Genomic DNA, 24,577 nt, shown 5'->3' on the forward strand with positions numbered 1-24,577 from the left:
TCAGCCCTCCTTGCGGGTGCGGGGATCGAGCAGCAGGTACGCGACGTCCGCGAGCAGGTTGGCGACCAGCACCGAGAGGGTGATGATCAAGAAGATGCCCTGCAGCAGCGGATAGTCCTTGGAACCGACGGCCTGGAACAGGTTGTAGCCGATACCGGGATAGGAGAAGACGATCTCCACCAGCAGCGTTCCGCCGACGATGAAGCCGAGCGAGAGCGCGAAGCCGGACACGTTCGGCAGCAGCGCGTTGCGGGCGGCGTAGCTGACCATCACCCGGCGCTCGGACAGGCCCTTGGCGTGCGCGACGGTGATGTAGTCCTCGGAGGCGACGGTGACCATCATGTTGCGCATGCTGAGGATCCAGCCGCTGACCGAGGAGATCAGGATGGTTCCGGCAGGCAGCAGGCTGTGCTGGATCGCGCTGCCGATGAACGCGCTGTCCCAGGACGGCACCAGGCCGGGCTCGTATCCGCCCGACGACGGGAAGAAGCTGCCGGCGCCGGCCAACAGGGTGATCGCCAGCAGGCCGAGCCAGAAGTACGGGATCGACGAGATGAACGTCGTCACCGGCAGCAGCCCGTCCATCCAGGAGCCGCGCCGCCAGCCGGCCAGCACACCGAGTGCGGTGCCGAGGGCGAAGCTGACGATGGTGGTGATGCCGACCAGCAGGATGGTCCACGGCAGCGACTGGGTCAGGATCTGCGACACCGGCGCCGGGAAGAACGTGAACGACGTCCCGAGGTCACCGTGGAAGATCTGGATCCAGTAGTCCTTGTACTGCGAGAGCATGCTGGCGTTCTTGTCCAGGCCGAACAGCACGTAGAGCGAGTGGACCGCCTCGGTGCTGATGTTGCCCTGCTGCTTGTTGATCAGCGACTGGACCGGGTCGCCCGGGATCAGCCGGGGGATGAAGAAGTTGATGGTGACCGCTGCCCACGCCGTGAACAGGTAGAACGCGATCCGCTGCAGAAGGAACTTCACTTCGCGGCCCCTTCCTCGTAGAGCCAGCACGCGGCCCAGTGTTCGCCTTCGCCGGAGACGATCGGCAGCTCGAACCGCGGCGGCAGTTCGGTGGAGCACTTCGGCATCGCGTGGATACAGCGCGGGTGGAACCGGCAGCCCGTCGGCGGTGCGATCAGGCTCGGCGGCTCACCACCTGCGGTGTCCTCGGGAGCATCCTTCGCGTCGCCGACCCGGTCGAGCCGGTCGGGGTCGGGAGCGCTCTCGATCAGCAGCCGGGTGTACGGGTGCGCCGGGTTCTGGGTGAGGGTCTCGGAGTCGCCACCCTCGACCATCCGGCCGGCGTACATCACCAGGGTCTCGTCGGCGAAGTACCGGGCCGAGGCGATGTCGTGGGTGATGTAGAGGATCGCCAGGTTGAGGCGTTCCTTCAGGTCACGCAGGAGGTTCAGTACGCCGAGGCGGATCGAGACGTCGAGCATCGAGACCGGCTCGTCGGCGAGCAGTACCTCCGGATTGGCGCCGAGCGCGCGGGCGATCGACACCCGCTGGCGCTGGCCGCCGGACAGTTCGTGCGGGAACTTGTCCAGGTAGCGCTCCGGCGGAGTGAGCTGCACCCGCAGCAGTAGATCGCTGAGGTTCTTCTCCAGCTCGGCCGATCCCTTGCCCGCGCGGCCGTGGATCTTCAGGGCGCGGGTCAGGTGGTACCGCACGGTGTGGACCGGGTTCAGCGAGGCGAACGGGTCCTGGAAGATCATCTGTACCTGGCGGCAGTACGCCCGGAAGCCGCGGCCGCCGCGGACGGTGATCGTCTCGCCGTGCAGCCGGATGTCGCCGGCGGTGCGGCCGTACAGCTGGGCCATCAGCCGGGCCACGGTCGACTTGCCCGAGCCGGATTCGCCGACGAGTGCGGTGACCCGCCCCCGGCGAAGCGTCAGCTGGATGTCGTCCACCGCGTGCACTGCCTTGCGCTCCTTGGTGAACAGGTCGCGCAACCCCCGGCGGACGGGGAAGTGTTTGGTGAGGCCGTCGGCCTCGAGGACCACGTCGCCCGTGGTCACCGGTTCTGTCTCGGTCGCCGTCATTACGTTTTCGAACTCCTAGCTAGATCGCGGCACCGCGGCCGGGATCCCCAGGTGGTGGGATCCCGGCCGCGACGTTTTCCTTAGGCGCCCGCGGGCTTCAGGTTCAGGACGATCTGGAGTGCGTTCTGCTGGGTGGGCTGACCCGGCGCGTACGGGTTCGCGTCGTCCGGCCAGCCGGTCCAGTTCTTGGTGCTGTACAGACCGCCGACGTTGGACGCCGAGGTCGGGATGATCGGCATCTGCTCGACCATGATCTTCTGCAGCGTGTTCAGCGCGGTGGTGCGGGCAGCCTCGTCGGCGGCGTTCGCGTACTCGTCGAGCGCCTTGGTGGCCTCCGGCGAGTTGAACCGGCCGTAGTTGCCGCTCACGCCGCCCTTGCCGACCGGCTTGAGGATCTTGCCGTCCATGATGTTCTGGTAGATGTCGAACGGCGTCGCGCCACCGTTGGTCCAGTGCATCGCGGCGTCGAAGTCACCCTCGTCGATCTTCTTGAACCAGGCGTCCTGGTTCGCCTTGTCGACGGTGGCCGCGATCCCGATCGTGGACAGGTTGTCCTTGATGATCTCGAGGTCGGTGATGTAGTCGGACCAGCCGGCCGGGTCGGTCAGCGTGATCTTGACCGGCTTGCCGGTCTTGTCCTTCAGGACGTCGCCCTCGAGCTTGTAGCCCGCCGCGGCCAGGTCGGCCTTGGCGCCGTCGACATCGACCGCGTGCTTCTTGTCCTTGTACTCCGGGGCGATGAACGACTCACCAGCCGGCGTCGGGATGCCGGTGACGGACTCGACCTTCGGGTAGAAGTACCCGGCCTCGCCCTGCTGGAAGATGTCGTCGCGGTTGATCACCTTGTCCATCGCCCGGCGCAGCGCCGGGTCGTCGAACGGCTTGCGGGTGGTGTTGATCCACAGCCCGTGGATGCCCAGGTTGGCCGGGAAGAACAGCTTGTGGTTCTTCTCGTCCTTCGACTGGTAGACCGCCTTCACGTTCGGGACGAAGACGAAGCTCCACTCCGAGGCGCCGTTGGCCAGCGCGGTGGTCTGCGCGTTGTTGTCGTTGTACGAGGTGTACCGCAGTTCCTTGACCTTCGGCAGGTCCTGCCAGTACGAGTCGCGCAGCGTCAGCGTGGTGGTCTGCGGGGTGAACGACTTGACCGTGTACGGGCCGGTGCCGATCGGGTTCTTCAGGGTGTCCTTGCTCGGGTCGCTGATCGCCGACCACTGCTTCTTCGACACCACGAACACGGTCAGGACCTTGTTCTGGTTGGTGAACTGCGACCGGGTGAAGGTCAGGTCCACCTTGTTGCCCGACGCGGTGATCGTCCCGTAGGGGATCGCGTCGGTGTTCAGGCCCTCGTTGTCCTTGCGGAGCTGGAACGAGTACGCGACGTCGTCGGCGGTCATCGGCGAGCCGTCGGAGAACTTGACCCCGTCGCGGATGGTCAGCGAGAGCTTGGTGAAGTTGGCGTCCCACTTCCACTCGGTGGCCAGCCACGGCTTGCCCGGCTCGGCGGGCTTGATGCCGTTGATCATCACCAGGGGCTCGAAGATCATCCAGCGGTAACCCAGCGACGCACCGGCCGACGAGCCGAGGAACGGGTTGTGGTTCTCGGTCTGCGGGCCGTTCGGCATTCCCACGTTGAGCACGGTGGTGGTGCTGCCGCCCGTGCCGGCGGTGTTCTTGCTGTCGTCCCCGTTACTGCAGGCAGCCATCAGGGCTGCCGCGAGCACGCCCGTGAGGGCTAGCGCGACTGAGCGTCGAGCTCGCATCGTTCCTCCTGTGTTTCGTCCAACTGGTTGGCGGATGACAGTGGGATGACTGTCGGGTGGTGCCTGGGGGGCCTTCGCATCGTGCCGTGAAAGCGCTCTCATGGGAATATCGGCGGCGCTAACAGATCGGTATCGGTGCTGATCGGTGACGAATGCTTCACCGGCGGCGGAGCGGGGGCAGCCACTCCGCCGCCGGAGTCTGGTGGCTAGCGGTTCACCGTGTGGCGGGCGGTCACGGGGGCAGTTGAACTGCGGACGATGAGGGTCGTCGGCAGCACTTGGGGCTCCTCCGGCATCGGACTGCCGCCGAAGTAGCCCATCAGCATCCGGGCCGCCGCCTGACCCATCTGGCGCATCGGCTGATGCACCGTGGTCAGCGGCGGTTCGGTGTGCTGGGCGTAGGGGATGTCGTCGAAACCGACCACCGACACGTCGTTCGGCACGTTCCGCCCGGTCTCCCGGACGGCCTGGATGGCGCCGCCGGCGGACAGGTCGTTGTGCGCGAAGATCGCGTCGAACCTGAGTCCGGCGTCGAGAGCCTGCTGGACGCCTTTGCGGCCGCAGTCATGGGTGAAGTCGCCTTCGAAGACGAGTCTCGGGTCGAGCTCGATCCCGGCCGCCGCGTAGGTGTCGCGGAAACCGTCCAGGCGTTCCTGGGTACAGCCGAACCAGTCCACGCCGGTGATCACCAACGGCTGGTGCCGGCCGAGCTCCAGCAGGTGCTGGGCAGCGGCCGCGCCACCGGCGCGGTTGGTGGTGGCGACGGACGGGAAGACGGGCTGCTTGGCCCGGTCGTCGATCAGGACGACGGGCAAGCCGCGGGAGTGCAGTTGTTCGATGTAGGCGAGCGTGCCTTCCGGCTCGATCACCAGCAGGCCGTCGAAGGACTGGGCCGAGACCTGGGAGGCGAACTGCTGCATGGATTCCTCACCCCGGTTGCAGGTGAACAGCAGCAGGCCGTAGCCCTCGGACTCGACCACGTCCACGGCGCCCTGCAGCACCTCGCCCATCCAGGGCCAGGTGAGCGAAGGGACCAGCATGCCGACGATCCGGGTCCGGCCGCGGGCCAGCCCGACGGCGCGGGCGCTCGGCACGTAACCGAGCTCCGCGATCACTTGGCGGACCCGCTCGGCGGTGCGCATGTCGAGCTCGCCCTTGCCGTTGAGGACGCGGGAGACGGTGGTCTTGCTGACGCCTGCACGGGCGGCGACATCGGCGATGGTGATCGACACTTCAGCTCCCCTCGGGCGGTTGGGGTTCATGTTGCCGCGACGTGTCCGGAATGTTCGGAACCGGTTTCGGAAGCGGTTCCGTAGAGTGAAGCCGAGTGAGTCAGCTCACGTCAATCACGGTGCGATAACGAATCACGACTAAGTTCACGATTTGTAAGAAGTCCATCGTTGTCTTCTCCGGATGGCTGCTTCAGGCCCTTCCGGACCGGGGCTGGTGCATGATGGAGTGTCGGCCGAACAATCGATTTCAGCCGCCGGCCGGCGCAGACCCCCGAGGGCGGAACACACAACGATGGATGGACGCCGGACCACTGTGCGCGACATGCGCAGGTCCAACCGCTCCGTGCTGCTCACCAGCATCTACCGCGACGGACCGCTGAGCCGGTTCGAACTGGGACACCAGACGTCGCTGAGCGCCGCGAGCGTGAGCAACCTGGTCGGCGAACTGCTCGACGAGGGCGTGGTCGAGGAGGCCGGTTCGGTCGAGTCCGACGGCGGCCGTCCCCGCGTGCTGCTTCGGGTCGCCCCATCCTTCGGGTATGTCGTAGGTGCAGAGGTCGGCGAGACGCGGGTGCGGGTCGAGCTTTTCGACCTGGCGATGAACCAGCTGGCCACCAAGGTCTACCCGATCGAGACGCCGAAGCCGGACCCTGCGCTCGTCGTCAAGTACGTGCTGGCCGGGCTGTCCGAAGTACTGGCTCAGGCTGGGGTGCCGGCAGATCGCGTGCTCGGCCTGGGGGTTGCCGTCGCCGGTGTCGTGGAAGGACCGGCTGACGCTGTGGTGCACGCCCAGACGCTCGGCTGGGATGCGGTTCCGCTGGGTGCGTTGCTCGCGGCCAAGACCGACATCCCGATCCAGGTGGACAACGGCGCCAACACCCTAGGCCAGGCCGAGATGTGGTTCGGGGCCGGCCGGGGCGCGACGGATGCCGTGGTCGCGTTGGTCGGATCCGGCGTCGGCGCCGCCCTCGTCACCGGCGGCACCAGCTACCGCGGCACCCGTAGTAGTGCGGGGGAGTGGGGCCACACCACGATCATGTACGGCGGACGGCGGTGCCGCTGTGGTTCCGACGGTTGTCTCGAGGCGTACGTCGGTGCTGAGGGCGTGCTCGATCGGCACCGGCTGGCCGGTGGTGGCGAGGTGTCGTTCGGAGCTGACGAGGAGGCCGCTTTCATCGCGCTGCTCGACTCGGTCAGCTCGTCCGAGGCCGCGGCGAAGGTGGTCGAGGACACGATCGGCTACCTGGGCGCGGGCTTCGCCAACCTGGTCAACCTGTTCAACCCCGAGCGGATCGTGCTCGGCGGCTGGTCCGGGCTGCTGCTGGGCGAGCGCTACCTGCCCGAATTGCGCGCAGCCACCGCCCGCCACGCGTTGCGCCAGCCTTATGCGCAGGTCTCCATCGAGCTGTGCGAGCTCGGCCGCGATGCGGTCGCCATGGGAGCCGCCACGCTTCCGATTCTCCGGTTGCTCCGCGACGGCGGCACCACCTCGCGTGCGCCGCGCAATCTCACCGCGCGCGCTCGTTGAGGTTTGCTTTTGGGCCTTCGTGGTTCCGGAACCCGTTCGCTATTCCGGGTTCAGGACTTCAACTATGCTTTGAAAAAACCCGCCTACTACCCCTTGGGGGTCACCGATGGTCGAGCTCTCCCCGCTCCGGCAGGACTTCGTCTGGGGTACCGCAACGTCGGCGTACCAGATCGAAGGTGCGATCGATGCCGATGGCCGGCTGCCGTCGATCTGGGACACGTTCTGCCGGGTGCCCGGTGCGATCGACAACGGTGACACCGGTGACGTCGCCTGTGATTCGTACAACCGCTGGCCCGAGGATCTCGAGCTGATCAAGCAGCTCGGCGTCGACGCGTACCGGTTCTCGATCGCCTGGCCGCGGATCTTCCCGACCGGCTCCGGCGAGGTCAACGAGGCCGGTCTCGCGTACTACGAGCGGGTCGTCGACGACTTGCTTGCCAATGGCATCAAACCCTTCGTCACCTTGTATCACTGGGATCTGCCGCAGGCGCTGCAGGATCTCGGTGGCTGGGAGAACCGCGAGACGGCGTACCGGTTCGCGGAGTACGCGGCTGTCGTCGGCGCCCGGCTCGGTGACCGGGTGACCGACTGGGTGACGCTGAACGAGCCGCTGTGCTCGGCCTGGATCGGCCACTGGGAAGGGCGGATGGCACCCGGCATCAAGGATCCGGCGATCGCGGTGCGGGCGTCGTACAACCTGATGCTTGCCCACGGCCTCGGTGTCGCGGCGCTGCGCGAGTCGGTGCCGAAGCCGCCGTCGATCGGCCTGGTCGTCAACCTCAGTGGGATCGAGCCGGCCAGCACGGCCGCCGCCGACATCCGGGCGGCACAGGTTGCCGACGGCCACATCAACCGCTGGTGGCTCGACCCGGTGTTCGGTCGGGGCTTCCCGGCGGACATGGTCGAGGTTTATGGCGTCGAGCTGCCCGAGCAGCCCGGCGACGCCGAGATCATCGCGGCGCCGACGGACTTCGTCGGGCTCAACTACTACTTCCGCCAGATCGTGAAGGCCGACGAATCCGTTCCTGTACTGGGATTCAGTCAGGTCCCCGGTCCCAATGCGGCCCACACCATGCTCGACTGGGAGGTCCACCCCGCGGGCCTGGAGGAACTGATCCTCCGCCTGGCCAAGGAGTACGGCGCCGAAAAGATCTACATCACTGAAAACGGCTCGGCCTGGGTCGACCACCCCGACGCGGACTTCAGCGTCGACGACACCAACCGAACCGCCTACCTGGACAGCCATCTGGCCGCCTGCGTCCGCGCCGTAGAACAAGGCGCTCCGCTAGCCGGCTACTTCGCCTGGTCCCTGATGGACAACTTCGAGTGGGCCTACGGCTACGCCCCCCGCTTCGGCCTCGCCTACGTCGACTACCCCACCGGCAAACGCGTCATGAAAACCAGCGGCAAAACCTACGCCAACCTGATCAAAACCCACCGCACCCTCTAGTCGCACCCCCCACATCATGTGGGCTTGAACACCAAACGGTGACCTTGAACAAGTTGTTACCTGTTCAAGGTCACCGTTTGGTGTTCAAGGTCGCCGTTGCTTGTGCGAGGTGGCGAGTTCGGGCAGGCGTCGGCCCGCCGCGGTCTGTGGAAGCGACGGGCCGAGGCGTTAGGTGGTTACAGGGTCCATTTTTGGGCTGCGGAGCCGTTGCAGGTCCAGATTTGTAGGCGGTTGCCGTTGGCTGGGTTGGCTGAGGGGACGTCTACGCATTTGTTGGCCTGGGGGTTTACCAGGTCTTGGGCGCCGGTGTAGGTGAACTGCTGGGCTGGGTTTCCGCTGCAGGTGGCTATTTGGAGTTTGGTGCCGTCGGCGGTGGCGCCGGCGGCCACGTCCAGGCACTTGCCTAGGGCGCGGATTGTGCCGTCGCCGGGGCGGGTCCACTGCTGGGCGGCGGAGCCGTTGCAGTCGTAGAGCTGTACCGGCGTACCGTCGGCGGAGTTGGCTGCGGCGACGTCCATGCACTTGCCGAGTGCCTTGATCGCGCCGCCGCCACCGCCGCCACCGGAGGTGAGCTGGTTGACGCGGACGTAGTCGATCGTCATGGTCTGCGGCATCACCGTGCTGCCGTCGGGGTAGCCCGGCCAGTAGCCGCCGACCGCGACGTTCATGATCAGGAAGAACGGGTGGTTGAAGACCCAGGTGTCGCCACCGAGGTCCGCCGGCGTACGGCGCTGGTACTGGACGCCGTCGACGTACCAGGTGATCGCGCCGGGCTCCCAGTCGACCGTGTAGGTGTGGAAGCCGTTGCGGAAGGCCTGGCCGTTGGGGGAGTTGTACGCCGCGCCGATGCCCTCGGCGCCGGAGTAGCCCGGGCCGTGGATGGTGCCGTGCACGGTGTTCGGCTCGCGGCCGATGTTCTCCATGATGTCGATCTCACCGTTGTTCGGCCAGCCGCCACCTTGGGCGCCGAGCATCCAGAACGCGGGCCAGACCCCTTGTGTGCCAGGGATCTTGATCCGCGCCTCGAACCGCCCGTACGTCTGGGTGAAGGTCTGTGCGGTGAGCAGCCGGGCCGACGTGTACTGGCACGGGCCGTAGTGGCACTGGAAGCCGCCGTTCTCCTGGCGCGCCGTGATCACCAGGTTGCCGGCGCCGTCCTTGGCGGAGTTGCGGGTGCTGTTGGTGTAGTACTGGCGCTCGTCGTTGCCCCAGCCGGAGCCGCCGATGTCGTAGCGCCACTTGCTGGAGTCGGGGGCCTGGCCGGCCGGGCCGTCGAAGTTGTCCTCCCAGATGACCGGTCCGACCGCGTTCGCCGCCATCGGCGACGCGGCCGAGTCGACAGCGGAGGTACCGGCTGTTGCGGGGGACTGGAGCAGAGCGGTGCCGACCAGCGCGGCGCCTGCGGCGAGCAGGGCGGCTGACCGGAACCGGGTACGCGTGAGCCTCATGCGTGCCTCATTTCTCGCGCGACCGGAGCTGATGTCCGGCCGTTGGGGGCGGGGGGCGGACTGTCGCGAGACAGGGAATCGCTGGGTCGCAGCTTGCTGTGAGAACGCTCTCAGGTCAAGACCACACATAAATATAAGCTGTGAAAAAAGTGGTGCCCTGACGTTGACACGGCTATTCACCGATGGTTATCTCATGCTGACCACCAGTTGCGGCGCGGGCAGACGCCGGTACCTCGGGGTCCACCCACCCCTGAGAAACCCCTTGAGCAAAAGGGAGATCCGCCCATGTCCTCGAACTGGACCCTCCGTCTCGGCGGTCGTCACCGGCGTGTGCTGCCGACCCTTGCCGGGCTCGCGGCCCTGTCCGTGATCGCGACCGGAATCGGCATCAGCAATCCAGAGCCCGCGCACGCCGCCGGCGAGCAGGTCAACATCTACCTGACCACCACCAACGACTCGGCCGGCCAGAACGTGACCCGCGGCCTGCAGCAGCAGACGCCGGTCAACTTCGGCCCGGCCGGCGGTTCGGCCAACCAGACGATCACGGTCAACGAGAACACGACGTACCAGTCCTGGGAGGGCGGCGGCGCGTCCTTCGCCGACAGCTCCGCGTGGCTGCTGAACAGCAGCAACACGATCTCGGCGGCGACCCGCAACCAGGTGATGAAGGACCTGTTCGACCCGGTCAACGGGATCGGCCTGTCGTTCGTCCGCAACCCGATGGGCGCCTCCGACCTGGCCCGGTTCAACTACTCCTACGACGACACCTGCTGCAACCTGAACGACTTCACCATCAACCACGACCTCGCCGACGTGGTGCCGCTGACCAAGCAGGCCAAGCAGCTCAACCCGAACCTCAAGGTGATGGGCTCGCCATGGAGCGCGCCGGCCTGGATGAAGGACAACAACGACTTCGTCCACCGCGGCTGGCTGAAGGCCGAGTACTACCCGATGTACGCCCAGTACTTCATCAAGTACATCCAGCAGAACGAGGCCCAGGGCAACCACATCGACTACGTGACGGTGCAGAACGAGCCGACCTGCTGCGGCAGCGACAGCACCGGCTACGCGTCGATGAACTGGAACGGCTCGGGCCTGCTCGAGTTCACCAAGAACCACCTGTTCCCGGCGCTGCACGCGGCCGGGCTGTCCACCAAGGTGATGGTGCTCGACTACAACTGGGGCAACTACAACGACCTCGGCTCGGTCCCGCTGGCCGACGCGACGCTGCGCAACGACCCGAACTTCGGCGGTATCGCCTGGCACGGGTACGGCGGTGACGTGAACCTGCAGACGCAGATCCACAACCAGTACCCGAACGTGCCCGCCTACATGACCGAGCACTCGGGTGGTACCTGGATCCCGAACCAGCAGGTCGAGGACATGAACAACCTGATCGACTACACCCGCAACTGGGACAAGTCGTGGGTGAAGTGGGGCCTCGCGCTGGACGAGAACCACCTGCCGTTCGTCGGCTCCGGCTGCAACGTCTGCACCGGCCTGGTGACCGTGCACCGCAACGACGGCCAGGCCGGCCAGGTCACCAAGACGGTCGAGTACTACACGATGGGTCACCTGACCAAGTTCGTGAAGCCGGGCGCGCTGCGGATCGACTCGACCGCGAACGCCTCGGTCAAGAACGTCGCCTGGAAGAACCCCGACGGCTCGAAGTCGCTGATCGCCTTCAACACCACCGGCGGCAGCCAGTCGGTCCGGGTCAACTGGGGCAGCCAGTCCTTCACCTACACCCTGCCGACCAAGACCTCGGCGACCTTCACCTGGTCGGGTACGCAGGGCGGTGGCGGTACGGGCGGCCAGATCACCGGTCTGGCCGGCAAGTGCATCGACGTGGCCGGCGCGAACCCCGCGGACGGTACTGCGGTCAACCTGTACGACTGCAACGGCAGCGCTGCTCAGCAGTGGAGCCGGCCGGGTGACGGCACCCTCCGTGCGCTCGGCAAGTGCCTCGACGTGTCGGGCGGCTCGGTCGCCAACGGTGCCCAGACACAGCTCTGGACCTGCAACGGCAGTGGGGCCCAGCAATGGAACTACGCGAACAACGACCTGACGAATCCGCAGGCGAACAAGTGCCTGGACGTCACGGGCAACAACTCGGCCAACGGGACTCGACTGCAGATCTGGTCCTGTACCGGAGCAGCTAATCAGAAGTGGACCATCTCCTAACCGGTACCAACTGACCCGGTGTCCGCACGGGGACACCTGCAGCACGACCGCCATCGCGCCCCCGGTGGCGGTCGAGTTGCGTTCTGGCGCGTGTTCCCTTGACCCTCCGGTAGGCGGAGGGTGGAGGGTATTGCTCATGACGGCGTCAGTAACGATCGGTGAGTTCTCCAGGCTCACGCATCTGAGCGTGAAGACCTTGCACCACTATCACGAGATCGGCCTGCTGGCGCCGGCGCGGATCGACGCGTCGTCGGGCTACCGCCGGTACGAGACGGCGCAGGTCCCGGTCGCCCAGCTGATCCGGCGGTTGCGCGATCTGCAGATGCCGCTGGCTCAGGTACGGGCGGTGGTCGAGGCGCCCGACGTCCAGACTCGTGACCAGACGTTGCGTCTGCATCTGGATCAGATGGAACGCGAGCTCGCCCAGACGCGGGACGTGGTCGCCTCGCTGCGGTCGATGCTGACGCTGCCGGTCGGCGAGTTGGCGGTCGAGTACCGGTTCATGCCTGCCTTCCGGGCGTACGCCGTCACCGACCGCGTCAGCCGGGACTCGATCGACGAGTGGTGCGAGTCGACCTTCGGGCTGCTCGGCGAGATCGCCGGGCGCTACGGCATCAGCGCGACCGCCGGCGCGACGTACGGGGACGAGTTCTTCACCGATGACGTCGGTGAGGTGGTCGGCTTCCTGCCGGTCGCGCCGGACCAGCCGGCGATCGATCGGGTCGGGCTGGTCGACCTGCCGGCGAGCTACTTCGCGATCACCCGGCACGACGGACCGTACGCCGACTTCGACCGCACCTACGGCGCGCTCGGCAGCCATGTCGCGGAGTACTGCGAGGTGGCGCCCGGGCCGATCCGTGAGCTGTACCTGACCGGGCCGGGCGATGGGTCCGCGCCCAGTGATTTCCGTACCGAGATCTGCTGGCCGATCCAGCGGATCCCCACTCCGAAAGGCTGAACCAGGATGTCCATCACTCTCGAACACGTCGTCTTCGACTGCAAGAACGCCGCCGAACTGGCCGGCTTCTGGGCCGGTGTGCTGAACACCGAGGTCGATGCCGAGGCCAACGAGTTCTTCGCCACCGTGAACAAGGAGGCCGACGGCCCGGCCCTGATGTTCATCCAGGTCCCCGAGGACCGGGCCGGCAAGAACCGCCTGCACCTCGACTTCTCCACCGCCGGCTGGGCCGAGGAGATCGACCGCATCGTCGGCCTCGGCGCCAAGCGGGTCGGCGAATTCAACGAGTACGGCGCCCATTGGGTGACGCTGGCCGACCCCGAAGGCAACGTCTTCGACCTGGCCGAAGCGCACTGACATCGATGGCGGTTGCCTCTGCCGCCCGGGACGCCGGGACAGACACCTTGGGAGAGTCACATCTCTGGAGGAAACCATGGCAACCGCTACCGTCATCCCCACCGTCCGCCGGTCCCGGGCCGGCCTGATTCTGGCGCTTTCGCCGATTCCGTTCGTCATCCTGGTCATCACGCTGCTCGTCGCGTCGGCGGCAGCCGGGACCGACAAGTCCGCCGAGATCACGCCTGCTGTGATGGCCGAGATCCGCGCGCAGTGGATCGGCGTCTGGATCGTCTACCCGCTGGCCGTCTGCTTCGGCTCGGTCGGCATGCTCCATCTCTTCGGCTCCCGCCACTCCGTGCTCGCTCGTGGAGCCGTAGTGGCCACTGGGCTCTCCATCGTCTGCGCTCTGGTCAACGCGGGGCTCAACCTGAGCATCACCGGCTTCGACGCGGATCGGCTCGGGTCGGTCACCCGGTACGACGTAGCGCTGGAGGTCAACCTGGTGTCGTTCTGGCTCGCCTGGGTCGCGCTGATCTGCGGCGGGCTGGCGTTACGCCGGGCCGGTGAGCTTCGGCGTACCGGGTTGGTGGTTGCCGTGCTGGCGGGGCTGTTCGGCGTCGTCGACATCGCCGGGCACGGAGCGGTTCCGCCCTTCGTGTTGTCGTTCCTCTGGCTCACTCTGGGGGTCGGTCTGCTGCGGTCGCGCAGCGTACCGTCAGAGGGTGAGTAGGGCTGAGGCAGAGCAGACCATGTCCGGGCCGCGGGTACTGCGGCCCGGGCGTGCTGCTGTTCTCGCCGCCGGCGGACTGTTGCTCCTGCTCTTCCTGGCCACGCTGGTCTTCTTCGTGGCCCGCGCTGTCGACCACCCGGAGGTAGTGGTCGACGACTGGTCGGCTGAAGGGCTGCGGGCTGCGTTGGTCGGCCTCGGCCTGCCTGCTGGGGCGTTGGTCGGCTACATCGTCTTCCTCCAGCTACTGGTCGTCGTCGCGAGCGTTGTGGCCGCCCTGTACCTGCTGCGCGGTCCCGTGATGTCGCGCTTCCGGCTGTACCTCGGGTTCGTGCTGGTGTTCAACGCGACCGCGGGCAGCGGACTGCTGTCGGCTCTCGCGAGGCTCTATCCCGGGCACGACTGGCTGAACGGCCTCGAGGGCCTCAGCTGGTTCCTGTTCTTCCCGCTCGCCTACTTGTTCCCTGACGGCCGCTTCGTACCTCGCTGGAGTCGGTGGCTGGCGGTTGCTTGGGCGGTCCTGTTCGTCGTCACCGCTGTAGTGCCGGATGGGCCGCCGGTGACCGTCCCGCTGATCCTGTTGCTGGTCAGTTGCGCGGCGGCTCAGATCTACCGGTTCCGTTGGGTTTCGAGCGCGGTGGAGCGGCAGCAGACGAAGTGGGTGCTCATTGCGCTCGTACTGCAGCTCGGTCACATCGCTACCGGTCGTCCTCCGGTGGAGAGTCCACGTGGGTTGGTACTGGACCTCGCGCTCGCGTTGTTCAGCTATGCGATCTCAGTGGCGTTGCCCGTGGCCATTGCGATCGCCATAGCGCGGTACCGGCTGTATGACGTTGATCTGCTGATCAGTAGGACGCTGGTCTATGTCACGCTCACAGTGCTCGTGATCGGGATCTATGTAGTTGTAGTGGGTGGGTTCGGGGCGCTGTGGCGGATCGACGGGAACCCATTGCTACCCCTGGCTGCCACTGGCCTGGTGGCCGTCGCCTTCAATCCGCTGAGGCAGTGGGTGCAGCGGGCGGTCAATCGGCTCGTCTGGGGAGACAGGGATGATCCGCATGCGGTGATGACGCGGTTGGCGCGTCGGCTCGGGTCGGCAATGCCACCGGAGGGCGCGTTGCAGACGATCGTCGACACCATCGGCGCTGCGATGAAGCTGCCGTATGTATCCGTCACACTCGCCGGGGGAAGCGCTACGGCGGTCTACGAGACAGGTGGAGTGCCGGAGCAGACTGCCGCTTACCCCTTGCGCTACAGGGACGAGGAGGTCGGGGTGCTGATGGTATCGCCGCGTCCGGGCGAGTCATTCGGTACTGCGGATCGCCGGGCGCTGGAGGAGATCGCCGGGCATGCGGGCGTGGCAGTCCAGGCATTGAGGTCGACAGCGGATCTGCAGCGGTCGCGGGAGCGGATCGTGGCTGCGCGGGAGGAGGAGCGGGCTCGCTTGCATCGGGATCTGCACGACGGGTTGGGGCCGACGCTGGCCAGCCTGTACCAGCGGATCGATGCGGCGCGCGCCTTGCTGGCTAGGGATCCGGACTCGGCGTACGCAGTACTGGATCAGGCAGGGAAGCAGGTGAAGGCGACTGTCGAGGATGTTCGGCAGTTGGTGTACGGGTTGCGGCCGCCGGTGCTGGCTGAGCTCGGGTTGGCGGCAGCGGTGGAGGAGGCGTGTCGCGGGTTGGCGCCTTGGGCGGTGGTGGAGATTGCGGAGGACCTGCCGTCGTTGCCTGCTGGGGTCGAGGTTGCGGCATATCGGATCGCGGTCGAGGCGGTGACGAACGTGGTCCGGCATGCTGAGGCGAGTAGTTGCTTGGTCCGGTTTGTCGGCGAGGAAGGCGCGCTCGTGGTGTCTGTGCGGGACGACGGGGTCGGGATCGGCGCTGATGCGCGCCCCGGAGCCGGGCTGCGATCGATGCGGGAGCGGGCCGAGGAACTGGTGGGGACTCTCAGCATCAGCCCGGTCTTGCCGCGGGGGACTCTGGTGACGGCGCGGCTGCCGCTAGGAACGGGAGAGCAGCGGTGACGATCCGGTTGCTGATCGCGGATGATCACGTCTTCTATCGCGAGGGCGTGAAGACGATGCTCGGCGCGCTCAGCGAGGTCGTTGCCGTGGTGGGCGAGGCGGCGTCGGGTGAGGAGGCCGTCCGGGCGACGGCCGAGCTCACGCCCGATGTCGTGCTGATGGATCTGCGGATGCCGGGCATGAACGGGATCGAGGCAACCCGGAAGATCGTCGCGGCTCGCCCGCAGATCGCAGTACTGGTGCTGACCATGTTCGACGACGAGTCGGTCTTCGCGGCCTTGCGGGCCGGGGCTCGTGGCTATCTGCTCAAGGACGCGTCGGTGGATGATCTGATCCGGGCCGTGACCGCCGTTCATCACGGCGAGGCGATCTTCAGCCCGGCGATCGCGGATCGGCTCGTCCGGTACTTCAACCGCCCGGTCCGTACGTCGGAAGTGCTGCCGGAGCTGACCGATCGCGAGCGGGAGATCCTGGCGCTGATCGTCCAGGGTCGGGGCAACGCGCAGATCGCCCAGGCCCTGACGCTGACTCCGAAGACGGTCCGCAACTATGTATCGAACGTGCTCGGCAAGCTGCAGGTGCACGATCGCGCCCAGGCCATCGTGCGCGCCCGCGAGGCCGGCTTCACTGTGGAGTGAGTGGTTGGTACCTGCGACCGTCAGTCGTTGCCTGGTCGTCGCCGACCAGTTCGTTGAGTAGGTCCCGGGCCTTCGGGGTCGGCCAGCGGAAGGCTCGGGCGAGGTCTACCGGGGCTGCGTCGAGCATGGTGTCGAGGTATTGGCGGGCTGCTTCGCGGTGGTCTCGCCGGCCGCCTACGTCGAACTGCTCGCAGGTGAGGGTGAGGAGGGCGGCGGGCCAGCCGTTGCTCTGCTCCTCGACGCCGGCGGTGGTGACCAGCAGGTTCTTCTGGAGTTCGCCGATGGCGCGCTGGTACTTGTTCTTGTCGCCGAGCAGGGCGCGGAGGGTCGCGCTGGAGAGTGGCTCGGCGGCCAGGGCCTCGGCCAGTTCGTGGGCTGCTGGTGAGAGGTCCAGGTGCTTGTGGTCGTCCAGCTCACCCTCGCCCGGGTAGAGGGTGGCGAGCAGGCTGGGGGAGAGGAAGGATCCTCGGCCTCCGAGGAAAGCGCCGTACCAGGCGAGGCCGCGGCGGGGGAGCTCGTCCTTCCAGCCCCAGACCTTCTGCTCGTTGTCGTTCATGCCGCCGGCGAAGGGTTCGTCGTCCTCGCCTGCGACGGCCTCCCACAGAGACGGGCCGATCGGCTTCTGGGCGGGGAAGAGCAGGGCGAAGCCGACGTCGTCTACGAACTTGCCCGCGCGGTCGACCGAGCCCACCCGGCGACCTTGCACCCACCACCGCTTGCCGCGGGCCGCCGCCAGCAGGTCGTCGGGCTCTCGGTCTGAAGTCCTCGTGCGCGCCATCCGGACAGTCAACCATCGGCCACCGACAGTTCGGACTCGATTTGGGAACGCTCCCACCGAGCTATTGACAGTGACCCAGGTCACCCCGATGCTCTTGGGAGCGCTCCCAGATGGAGCGCCCTGAAGACCTAGGAGGGGTCAGGCGATGAGCCAGACGAAGCGGTTCCTGGCGGTCACGGTGGCTGCCGTGACGGCCATCGGCATGGTCGGGGCATGCAGCAAGAACACGAACGACACCACGCCGGCGGCGGACGGCCAGGTCAATCTCGTGGTCGACACGTTCGGGGATTTCGGCTACAAGGCGCTGGTCGCGCAGTACCAGACCGACCACCCGAACGTGAAGGTCGAGCTGCGCAGCGTGCAGAAGCTCGACGACTACAAGCCCAAGCTCACCCAGTACCTCGCGGCCGGTACCGGCGCCGGGGACGTGGTGGCGCTCGAGGAAGGCATTCTCAACGAGTTCAAGACCCAGCCGCAGAACTTCGTCAACCTGCTCGACCAGGGCGCGGCCGACCAGCAGGCGAACTTCCTGCCGTGGAAGTGGGAGCTGGGCAGGGTCGGCGCCGACGGGCCGCTGATCGGGCTCGGTACCGATGTCGGTGGTCTGGCGGTCTGTTACCGCAAGGACCTGTTCGCCAAGGCGGGCCTGCCGACCGACCGCGACGCGGTGTCCAAGCTTTGGCCGGGCTGGGACGAGTTCATCAGTACCGGCAAGAAGTTCACTGCCGCCAACACCGGCGCCAAGGGCTTCGTCGACTCGGTCACCACCAGCTTCAGCGCGATGCTGTCGCAGGCCGGCGACACCAACTTCTACGACCGTGACAACAAGCTGATCGCGGACTCCAGCCCGGTCGTGCGGCAGGCCTGGGACACCTCGATGAAGATGGTGTCGGAGGGTGTCAGCGCCAAGATCGCCACCTGGTCGAAGGACTGGGAGGCCGGCTTCAAGAACGGCAGCTTCGCGGTCACCATGTGCCCGTCGTGGATGCTCGGCATCATCAAGACCAACTCGGGCGCCGCGAACGCCGGCAAGTGGGATGTCGCCGCCGTACCTGGTGGAGGCGGCAACTGGGGCGGCTCCTGGCTGGCCGTGCCCACCCAGAGCAAGCATCCCAAGGAGGCCTATGAGCTGGCCAAGTTCCTGACCAGCCCGGAAGGTCAGGTCGCCGCCTTCAAGGAGGCCGGTCCGCTGCCGTCATCGCCGAAGGCGCTGGACGACCCCGCGTTCCTGGCCCTGACCAACGACTACTTCTCCAAGGCCCCGGTCGGCAAGATCTTCGGCGAGGGCGCCAAGTCGCTGAAGCCGGTCGTCCTCGGCCCGAAGCATCAGGCGGTCAAGGAGCGGGCCTTCGAGCCGGCCATGCAGGCGGTCGAACAGGGCAAGCTCACCCCCGACAAGGCTTGGCAGCAAGCGCTGAAGAGCGCTGTCAAAGAGGCGAAGTGACCTCTTCCAGCGTCATCCGGTCGTCGGCGGCAGCACGTGCCGCCGACGGCCGGGTTCCCTGGCGCTCCCGGCTGACCCGCGCGGACATGAAGTTCGCGCCGTACTTCTTCATCGCGCCGTTCTTCGTGCTGTTTCTCGTCTTCGGCGCGTTCCCGCTGGTCTACACCGGCTGGGTGTCGCTGCACGACTGGCATCTGATCGGTGACCACACCTTCGTCTGGTTCGACAACTACACCGCGCTGTTCGCGGATCCGGACTTCTGGAACGCGCTGAAGAACACGGTCGGCATCTTCGTGCTGGCGACCGTCCCGCAGCTGCTGATGGCGTTGGCGGTGGCCAATCTGCTGAACCGCAAGATCCGCGCGCGCACCTTCTTCCGGATGGGGGTGCTGATCCCGAACGTCACCTCGGTGGCGGCGGTCGGCATCGTCTTCGGTCAGCTGTTCGCCCGCGACGTCGGCCTGGTCAACTACGTGATCACCGCCTTCGGCCTGGACGCGGTGGACTGGCAGGCCAACTGGTGGTCCAGCTGGATCGCGATCGCCGTGATGGTCGACTGGCGCTGGACCGGCTACAACACGCTGATCCTGCTCGGCGCGATGCAGGCGATCCCGAAGGACCTGTACGAATCGGCCTCCCTCGACGGGGCCGCGCCCTGGCAGCAGTTCTGGCGGATCACCGTGCCGTTGCTGCGCCCGACGCTCGTGTTCACCGTCATCATCTCCACGATCGGAGGGCTGCAGTTGTTCACCGAGCCGGTGATCTTCGGCAACGGGAGGATGCTCGGCGGCACCCTGGGGCAGTTCCAGACGGTCACCATGTACATGTACGAGACCGCGTTCCAGCGCTTCCAGTACGGCTACGGCGCCGCCATCGCGTGGTCGCTGTTCGGGCTGATCGTGGTGTTCTCGCTGATCAACCTGCTGATCGTCCGGCGGGCCGCGCGGTGAGCGCGCTGAGGGCCGCCTCGGTCCGGTTGTGGCGCACCAGCCCGTTGACGTACCTGGCGCTGATCGTCGCCTGCGCGCTGTCGCTGTTCCCGATCTACTGGATGGTCGTCGTGGCCACCCGGTCCAACGACGTGATCAACGACGTGCCGCCGCCGCTGCTCCCGGGTGGTGAGCTCGGCGCGAACGTCGGCCGGGTGTTCGCCAACGAGCACGCGGCCTTCGCCTACGGGCTGGTCAACTCGGTGGTGGTCGCCAGCGTGGTGACCGTCTCGGTGGTCTTCTTCTCCACCCTGGCCGGTTTCGCGTTCGCGAAACTGCGGTTCCGCGGCCGCAACGGGCTGCTGCTGGTGATCGTGGGCACGATGATGGTGCCGGTCCAGCTCGGCCTGATCCCGCTGTACATGCTGATGGTGAAGATCGGCTGGAACGGTCACCTGCAAGCAGTGATCGTGCCGTTCCTGGTGAGCGGGTTCGGCGTCTTCATGATGCGCCAGTACGCCGCCGAGGCGATCTCCGACGAGTTGGTGGAGGCCGCCCGCGTGGACGGCTGCTCGACCTTCCGGATCTACTGGAACGTCGTGCTGCCCGTACTGCGGCCCGCCGCGGCCGTCCTCGGTCTGCTGACCTTCATGCAGACCTGGAACGAGTTCATCTGGCCGTACGCCGTACTCGACGCGAACACCCCGACCGTCCAGTTGTCGCTCAGCCTGCTGGCGACCGCCTACTACACCGACTACGCGCAGGTCTTCGCGGCGACGGCCCTGGCCACGCTGCCCCTGTTCGCGGTCTTCATCCTGTTCGGACGCCAGATCATCGGCGGCATCATGGAAGGTTCGATCAAGTCGTGACGACTGACAGCCAGACCGAGCCCGGGACGGAACTGCGCTTCCCCACCGGATTCCTGTTCGGCGCCGCCACCGCCGCCTACCAGGTGGAGGGTGCGGCGACCGCCGACGGGCGCGGGCCCTCGATCTGGGACACCTTCTCGCACACACCCGGGCGGGTGCTGGGCGGCGAGACCGGCGATGTCGCGATCGAGCACTACGCCCGGTACCGCGACGACGTCGCGCTGATGAGCCGGCTCGGGCTGCAGGCCTACCGGTTCTCCATCGCGTGGCCGAGGGTCCAGCCGAGCGGGCGCGGCGCGCTCAACCAGGCAGGCGTCGACTTCTACTCGAGGCTGGTCGACGAACTTCTCGCCGCCGGTATCGAGCCCTGGCCGACGCTGTACCACTGGGACCTGCCGCAGCCGCTGGAAGACGCCGGTGGCTGGCCCGAGCGCGACACGGCGGAGCGGTTCGCCGACTACGCGAGCTCCATCACCGCCGCGCTGGGTGACCGGATCCGGCAGTGGACGACCCTGAACGAGCCTTGGTGCTCGGCCTTCCTGGGCTACGGCTCGGGCATCCACGCACCTGGCCGCCAGGACCCCGCCGACGCGGTCCGGGCCGGTCATCATCTGATGCTCGGACACGGACTGGCCGCCGGGCGGCTGAGAGCCACGGGCCACCAGGTCGGCGTGACCATCAACCTGTACGACGTCGTACCGGCGAGCGACCAGGCGATCGACTTGGACGCGGCGAGGCGGATCGACGGACTGCAGAACCGCTTCTTCCTCGACCCCGTTCTGCGCGGGTCGTATCCGGCGGACGTAATCGCGGATCTCGCCCCGGTGACCGATTTCGCGCATGTCCGGGACGGGGATCTGGCAGCCATCTCCACACCGCTCGACTTCCTGGGGGTCAACTACTACAGCAGGCATGTGGTGACCGGTGAGCCGACCGACGGCGACGACGGCCATGGCGGCGGGGGCGGTACCGGGGGATCGCCATGGCCCGGCAGCGCGCAGGTCGGCTTCCTGAAAGGGGGTCTGCCGGTCACCGCGATGGGTTGGGAGATCCACGCCGAGGGGCTTGCCGCCGTGCTCGAACGGGTCGCTCGGGAGTACCCGCCGGTGCCGCTGTATGTCACCGAGAACGGTGCAGCGTTCGAGGACGTGCCAGATGCAGACGGTCTGGTCCGCGATCCCGACCGGATCGGCTACCTGGACGGCCATCTGCGGGCCTGCCGGACGGCGATCGATGCGGGAGTCCCGCTGCAGGGCTACTTCTGCTGGTCGCTGTTCGACAACTTCGAGTGGTCCTGGGGCTACTCGCGGCGTTTCGGCCTGGTCCATGTCGACTACGGGACGCAGACACGGACACCGAAGAGCAGCGCTTATTGGTACGGCGATCTGATCCGAGGCAGGCTAGCGGTATGACCGACCCTCGCCCCACCATCGAAACCGTCGCAGCAAGGGCGGGGGTGGGGCGGGGTACCGCCTCGCGGGTCGTGAACGGATCGTCCCAGGTCAGTCCGGCGGCCCGGGCCGCGGTGCTGAAGGCGATCGACGAGCTGGGCTACGTGCCGAACCGGGCCGCTCGCAACCTGGTCACCCGGCGGACCGACTGCGTGGCCCTGGTGATCTCCGAACCGGGTGAGCGGCTCTTCACCGAGCCGTACTTCGCCGGTGTCGTCCGCGGGATCAGTTCGGCGATGGCCCAGACTCAGCTGCAGCTGTGGTTGTCGATGGTGCAGAGCGGGGCCGAGCGCGAGCGGGCCGGCCGCTTCCTGACCAGGGAGCACGTCGACGGGGTGCTGATGCTCTCCCAGCACGCGGACGATCCCTTGCCGGCCCAGGTCCGGGCCAACGGACTGCCGTTGGTGCTGTGCGGGCGGCCCCTGGCCGGGCCGGACAACCGGCCGGTCGGGGACATCCCCTTCGTCGATGCCGACAACGCGACCGGCGGGCGGCAGGCAGCGCAGTACCTGGTGGATCAGGGCCGGCAGCGGATCGCTTGCATCGCAGGGCCGCAGGACATGTCCGCCGGGGTGGCGCGACTCCTGGGGTTCCGCCACGTCATCGGCGAGGACCTGGTCGAGTACGGGGACTTCAGCGAGGAGAGTGGCGCGAAGGCGATGGTGGCCCTGCTGGATCGGGCACCCGGGCTGGATGCGGTTTTCGCGGCCTCCGACCCGATGGCCTTCGGGGCGATGCGGGTGCTGAAGGCAGCCGGCCGGCGGATTCCGGAGGATGTGGCCGTGATCGGGTTCGACGGCTCGCCGGGTGGCCGGCACTCCGACCCGCCGCTGACCTCGGTGTTCCAGCCGACCGAGGAGATGGGGCGGGAGATGACCCGGCTGTTGCTGGCCCAGTTGAGCGGTAACCAGCCCGCGGAGGCTCAGGTCATCGTCGAGACCAGGCTGGAGCTTCGCGGCAGCGCGTGACCTGGTTCAGGCATAGGGGTCGGTGATCTCGCGAAGCTTGGTGAGGGACCGGCGGAGCTGAGCTGCCTGGGTGGCGCCCAGATGGGCGGTCCACTCGGCCTCGATGTCGGCGATCTCGGCGGCGGCGATCGGGATGGTCCGGGCGCCGTACTCGGTGATCTGGACGAGGCGGGCGCGGGCGTCGGTCGGGTCCGGGACGCGGCGGACGTAGCCGGCCTTCTCGAGTTGGTCGACCAGGAAGCCCGCGGTCTGTTTGGTGACCTGGGCTTGGTCGGCGAGGTCGGTCAGGCGGGTGCCGTTCGCGCCGATTCGCTGGAACACCCGGGCTTGGGCGGGCGTGATGTCGAAGCCGGCCGCGGCCAGTCGGGCGAAGACGCGGTTCTCCAGGGAGCGGTACGGGATGAACAGCAGCAGTCCGAGGTTCAGGTCGTCGTCCGGCACCCGCCCATCTTGACTGGTGGTCAGAGAGGCTGTCTAATTTGGTCAGAGGGGCTGACTAGTTCTGCTGGGGTGCGTGATGGAGAGCGAACAGATCTGGCGGTACGTCGATGCCGAGCGGGCGGCGCTGGCCGACCTGCTCGCCGGGCTGACCGAGGCCGAGTGGTCGACGCCGTCGGTCTGTCCGGGCTGGGCGGTCCGGGATGTCGCGGCGCATGTGATCTCGTCGCCGCAGGCTCGGGTGCTGCCGGTGATGGGCGGGATGGTTCGGGCTCGGGGGGACTTCAACCGGTTCGTGTTCGAGGAGGCGCGGCGAGCGGGAGCGCGGTACTCGGGGGAGGAGATCGTTGCGCAGTACCGGCGATTCGCCGGCTCGCGTCGCCGGCCGCTCGGTACTACGGTCGTCGACCCGCTGCTGGACGTACTGATCCATACGCAGGACATCGCGCTGCCGCTCGGGCGGCGGCACGAGATGCCGACTGAGGCCGCGGTGGTTGCGGCTGAGCGGATCTGGGTGAAGTCCTTTCCTTTCAAGGCACGCAAGCGACTCGCCGGGCGGCGACTGGTTGCCTCTGACATCGACTTTTCAGTGGGTACGGGCGCTGAGATCCGGGCGCCGATCGCAGAGCTCCTTTTATTGCTGAGCGGCCGGGGTACGGTGGAAGGGCCGAGGAAATGACCCCATGACCCCGACGAGCTAGGTGTTGATGATGAGCGCGCTCGCGCAGGAACCGACCAGTGGTGTGGCCGGGTGGGCCACGGACCTGATGGAGAAGCTGGGGGCTCCGGGCGCGGGGCTCGCGGTGGCGCTGGAGAATCTCTTCCCGCCGTTGCCGAGCGAGGTGATTCTGCCGCTGGCGGGGTTCGCCGCCAATCGGGGTGATCTCGGGTTGATCAGTGCGATCTTGTTCACGACGCTCGGGTCGGTGGTAGGGGCGCTTGCTCTGTACGGCGTCGGCGCCGGGCTGGGCAGGACGCGCACGCGGGCGCTGGCGGCGCGGCTGCCGCTGGTCAAGGTGGAGGACATCGACAAGGCGGAGGCGTGGTTCAACCGGCATGGCGCCAAGGCGGTTCTGATCGGGCGGTTGGTGCCGGTCGTACGGAGCCTGATCTCTGTGCCGGCGGGTGTGGAGCGGATGACGGTGCCGTTGTTCGTCGCGTTGACGGCGCTCGGGAGCGCGGTGTGGAACACGGTGCTGATCGTCGCTGGGTATGCGCTGGGTGAGAAGTGGCATGTCGTGGAGTCGTCGGTCGGGGTGCTGCAGTACGTCGTACTGGGCAGTGCTGTGGCCGCTGTGGGTTGGTTCGTGGTTGTCAAGGTGAGGGCGAAACGTTCACCAGCTGAGAAAGTCAAGTAGACGG

At 67.2% G+C, this 24,577-nt stretch carries 22 protein-coding genes; 15 read left to right on the plus strand and 7 right to left on the minus strand.

Features of this window, described 5'->3' with window-relative positions; all coding sequences use genetic code 11:
* The 4 genes from AB0M15_RS34815 to AB0M15_RS34830 all read right to left on the minus strand — a co-directional run bounded on the left by AB0M15_RS34815 (window position 1) and on the right by AB0M15_RS34830 (window position 5,040).
* Window positions 1-981, minus strand: coding sequence for an ABC transporter permease (locus AB0M15_RS34815; protein WP_363828347.1), 981 nt, complete (start codon window positions 979-981; stop codon window positions 1-3).
* Window positions 978-2,045, minus strand: a complete 1,068-nt coding sequence (locus tag AB0M15_RS34820; RefSeq protein ID WP_363828350.1) for an ABC transporter ATP-binding protein — start codon at window positions 2,043-2,045, stop codon at window positions 978-980. Before AB0M15_RS34820 ends, AB0M15_RS34815 begins: the two co-directional genes overlap by 4 nt.
* An 80-nt stretch (window positions 2,046-2,125) precedes the next feature.
* Window positions 2,126-3,808, minus strand: coding sequence for an ABC transporter substrate-binding protein (locus AB0M15_RS34825; RefSeq protein WP_363828353.1), 1,683 nt, complete (start codon window positions 3,806-3,808; stop codon window positions 2,126-2,128).
* Window positions 3,809-4,014: 206 nt separating this feature from the next.
* Complete coding sequence (locus tag AB0M15_RS34830) at window positions 4,015-5,040, minus strand: LacI family DNA-binding transcriptional regulator (protein WP_363828356.1); 1,026 nt, start codon at window positions 5,038-5,040, stop codon at window positions 4,015-4,017.
* A 322-nt stretch (window positions 5,041-5,362) separates the two neighbouring features.
* Here AB0M15_RS34830 and AB0M15_RS34835 point away from each other — a divergent pair, with 322 nt between their 5' ends.
* Together AB0M15_RS34835 and AB0M15_RS34840 are read left to right on the plus strand one after the other, a co-directional pair.
* The gene (locus AB0M15_RS34835; RefSeq protein WP_363828359.1) at window positions 5,363-6,568 is read left to right on the plus strand and encodes an ROK family protein; all 1,206 of its coding nucleotides are present in this window, start codon (window positions 5,363-5,365) and stop codon (window positions 6,566-6,568) included.
* Window positions 6,569-6,674: 106 nt separating this feature from the next.
* Complete coding sequence (locus tag AB0M15_RS34840) at window positions 6,675-8,018, plus strand: GH1 family beta-glucosidase (RefSeq protein ID WP_363828362.1); 1,344 nt, start codon at window positions 6,675-6,677, stop codon at window positions 8,016-8,018.
* 176 nt (window positions 8,019-8,194) lie between these two features.
* On the opposite strand, the gene AB0M15_RS34845 is transcribed toward AB0M15_RS34840, so the two are convergent.
* Window positions 8,195-9,466 (minus strand): family 16 glycosylhydrolase, encoded by a 1,272-nt coding sequence (locus tag AB0M15_RS34845; RefSeq protein ID WP_363828365.1) that lies wholly within the window; start codon window positions 9,464-9,466, stop codon window positions 8,195-8,197.
* A 285-nt stretch (window positions 9,467-9,751) separates the two neighbouring features.
* Between AB0M15_RS34845 and AB0M15_RS34850 the strand changes: the two genes are divergently transcribed.
* The 6 genes from AB0M15_RS34850 (at window position 9,752) to AB0M15_RS34875 (ending at window position 16,338) form a co-directional block, all read left to right on the plus strand.
* Window positions 9,752-11,650, plus strand: a complete 1,899-nt coding sequence (locus AB0M15_RS34850) for a ricin-type beta-trefoil lectin domain protein (protein ID WP_363828368.1) — start codon at window positions 9,752-9,754, stop codon at window positions 11,648-11,650.
* A gap of 136 nt (window positions 11,651-11,786) precedes the next feature.
* A complete protein-coding gene (locus AB0M15_RS34855) occupies window positions 11,787-12,608 on the plus strand; it encodes a MerR family transcriptional regulator (protein ID WP_363828371.1) in 822 nt (273 codons plus the stop codon).
* Window positions 12,609-12,614: 6 nt separating this feature from the next.
* A complete protein-coding gene (locus AB0M15_RS34860) occupies window positions 12,615-12,965 on the plus strand; it encodes a VOC family protein (protein ID WP_363828374.1) in 351 nt (116 codons plus the stop codon).
* Between the two features lie 76 nt (window positions 12,966-13,041).
* On the plus strand, window positions 13,042-13,677 hold the full coding sequence (locus AB0M15_RS34865) for a hypothetical protein (protein ID WP_363828377.1): 636 nt from the start codon (window positions 13,042-13,044) through the stop codon (window positions 13,675-13,677).
* Window positions 13,670-15,700 carry a GAF domain-containing sensor histidine kinase gene (locus tag AB0M15_RS34870; RefSeq protein WP_363828380.1) on the plus strand — a complete coding sequence of 677 codons (2,031 nt, stop codon included), beginning with the start codon at window positions 13,670-13,672 and terminating at the stop codon, window positions 15,698-15,700. The genes AB0M15_RS34865 and AB0M15_RS34870 overlap by 8 nt, the downstream gene beginning before the upstream one ends.
* Window positions 15,697-16,338, plus strand: a complete 642-nt coding sequence (locus AB0M15_RS34875; protein ID WP_363828383.1) for a response regulator transcription factor — start codon at window positions 15,697-15,699, stop codon at window positions 16,336-16,338. The genes AB0M15_RS34870 and AB0M15_RS34875 overlap by 4 nt, the downstream gene beginning before the upstream one ends.
* On the opposite strand, the gene AB0M15_RS34880 is transcribed toward AB0M15_RS34875, so the two are convergent.
* The gene (locus tag AB0M15_RS34880) at window positions 16,325-17,116 is read right to left on the minus strand and encodes a hypothetical protein (protein ID WP_363828386.1); all 792 of its coding nucleotides are present in this window, start codon (window positions 17,114-17,116) and stop codon (window positions 16,325-16,327) included. The genes AB0M15_RS34875 and AB0M15_RS34880 overlap by 14 nt on opposite strands.
* Before the next feature lie 145 nt (window positions 17,117-17,261).
* Between AB0M15_RS34880 and AB0M15_RS34885 the strand changes: the two genes are divergently transcribed.
* Genes AB0M15_RS34885 through AB0M15_RS34905 form a run of 5 tightly spaced genes read left to right on the plus strand, consistent with a single transcriptional unit; the run spans window position 17,262 to window position 22,777 of the window.
* Window positions 17,262-18,560: an extracellular solute-binding protein gene (locus tag AB0M15_RS34885; protein ID WP_363828389.1), complete on the plus strand. Its 1,299-nt coding sequence runs from the start codon at window positions 17,262-17,264 to the stop codon at window positions 18,558-18,560.
* Complete coding sequence (locus AB0M15_RS34890) at window positions 18,557-19,510, plus strand: sugar ABC transporter permease (RefSeq protein WP_363828392.1); 954 nt, start codon at window positions 18,557-18,559, stop codon at window positions 19,508-19,510. Before AB0M15_RS34885 ends, AB0M15_RS34890 begins: the two co-directional genes overlap by 4 nt.
* Window positions 19,507-20,358, plus strand: a complete 852-nt coding sequence (locus AB0M15_RS34895) for a carbohydrate ABC transporter permease (RefSeq protein WP_363828395.1) — start codon at window positions 19,507-19,509, stop codon at window positions 20,356-20,358. Before AB0M15_RS34890 ends, AB0M15_RS34895 begins: the two co-directional genes overlap by 4 nt.
* The gene (locus tag AB0M15_RS34900) at window positions 20,355-21,770 is read left to right on the plus strand and encodes a beta-glucosidase (RefSeq protein WP_363828398.1); all 1,416 of its coding nucleotides are present in this window, start codon (window positions 20,355-20,357) and stop codon (window positions 21,768-21,770) included. The genes AB0M15_RS34895 and AB0M15_RS34900 overlap by 4 nt, the downstream gene beginning before the upstream one ends.
* The gene (locus AB0M15_RS34905; RefSeq protein ID WP_363828401.1) at window positions 21,767-22,777 is read left to right on the plus strand and encodes a LacI family DNA-binding transcriptional regulator; all 1,011 of its coding nucleotides are present in this window, start codon (window positions 21,767-21,769) and stop codon (window positions 22,775-22,777) included. Before AB0M15_RS34900 ends, AB0M15_RS34905 begins: the two co-directional genes overlap by 4 nt.
* A gap of 6 nt (window positions 22,778-22,783) precedes the next feature.
* Here the strand turns inward: AB0M15_RS34905 and AB0M15_RS34910 are convergent, their stop codons facing one another.
* Window positions 22,784-23,218 (minus strand): MarR family transcriptional regulator, encoded by a 435-nt coding sequence (locus AB0M15_RS34910; protein WP_363828404.1) that lies wholly within the window; start codon window positions 23,216-23,218, stop codon window positions 22,784-22,786.
* Between the two features lie 76 nt (window positions 23,219-23,294).
* Here AB0M15_RS34910 and AB0M15_RS34915 point away from each other — a divergent pair, with 76 nt between their 5' ends.
* Both AB0M15_RS34915 and AB0M15_RS34920 read left to right on the plus strand, forming a co-directional pair.
* Window positions 23,295-23,894: a maleylpyruvate isomerase family mycothiol-dependent enzyme gene (locus AB0M15_RS34915; protein WP_363828407.1), complete on the plus strand. Its 600-nt coding sequence runs from the start codon at window positions 23,295-23,297 to the stop codon at window positions 23,892-23,894.
* A gap of 31 nt (window positions 23,895-23,925) precedes the next feature.
* Window positions 23,926-24,573 carry a DedA family protein gene (locus AB0M15_RS34920; protein ID WP_363828413.1) on the plus strand — a complete coding sequence of 216 codons (648 nt, stop codon included), beginning with the start codon at window positions 23,926-23,928 and terminating at the stop codon, window positions 24,571-24,573.
* Window positions 24,574-24,577 lie beyond the last annotated feature (4 nt).

This window comes from Kribbella sp. NPDC051718 (assembly GCF_040681515.1).
Classification (GTDB): Bacteria; Actinomycetota; Actinomycetes; order Propionibacteriales; family Kribbellaceae; genus Kribbella.

What these genes read in the sequence shown, in the direction of transcription:
- AB0M15_RS34840 (WP_363828362.1), top strand. Translation starts at nt 6,675, where the DNA reads ATGGTCGAGCTCTCCCCGCTCCGGCAGGACTTCGTCTGGGGTACCGCA.
- AB0M15_RS34820 (WP_363828350.1), bottom strand. Translation starts at nt 2,045, where the DNA reads ATGACGGCGACCGAGACAGAACCGGTGACCACGGGCGACGTGGTCCTC.
- AB0M15_RS34835 (WP_363828359.1), top strand. Translation starts at nt 5,363, where the DNA reads ATGCGCAGGTCCAACCGCTCCGTGCTGCTCACCAGCATCTACCGCGAC.
- AB0M15_RS34845 (WP_363828365.1), bottom strand. Translation starts at nt 9,466, where the DNA reads ATGAGGCTCACGCGTACCCGGTTCCGGTCAGCCGCCCTGCTCGCCGCA.
- AB0M15_RS34865 (WP_363828377.1), top strand. Translation starts at nt 13,042, where the DNA reads ATGGCAACCGCTACCGTCATCCCCACCGTCCGCCGGTCCCGGGCCGGC.
- AB0M15_RS34855 (WP_363828371.1), top strand. Translation starts at nt 11,787, where the DNA reads ATGACGGCGTCAGTAACGATCGGTGAGTTCTCCAGGCTCACGCATCTG.
- AB0M15_RS34860 (WP_363828374.1), top strand. Translation starts at nt 12,615, where the DNA reads ATGTCCATCACTCTCGAACACGTCGTCTTCGACTGCAAGAACGCCGCC.
- AB0M15_RS34905 (WP_363828401.1), top strand. Translation starts at nt 21,767, where the DNA reads ATGACCGACCCTCGCCCCACCATCGAAACCGTCGCAGCAAGGGCGGGG.
- AB0M15_RS34825 (WP_363828353.1), bottom strand. Translation starts at nt 3,808, where the DNA reads ATGCGAGCTCGACGCTCAGTCGCGCTAGCCCTCACGGGCGTGCTCGCG.
- AB0M15_RS34850 (WP_363828368.1), top strand. Translation starts at nt 9,752, where the DNA reads ATGTCCTCGAACTGGACCCTCCGTCTCGGCGGTCGTCACCGGCGTGTG.
- AB0M15_RS34880 (WP_363828386.1), bottom strand. Translation starts at nt 17,116, where the DNA reads ATGGCGCGCACGAGGACTTCAGACCGAGAGCCCGACGACCTGCTGGCG.
- AB0M15_RS34915 (WP_363828407.1), top strand. Translation starts at nt 23,295, where the DNA reads ATGGAGAGCGAACAGATCTGGCGGTACGTCGATGCCGAGCGGGCGGCG.
- AB0M15_RS34920 (WP_363828413.1), top strand. Translation starts at nt 23,926, where the DNA reads ATGAGCGCGCTCGCGCAGGAACCGACCAGTGGTGTGGCCGGGTGGGCC.
- AB0M15_RS34885 (WP_363828389.1), top strand. Translation starts at nt 17,262, where the DNA reads ATGAGCCAGACGAAGCGGTTCCTGGCGGTCACGGTGGCTGCCGTGACG.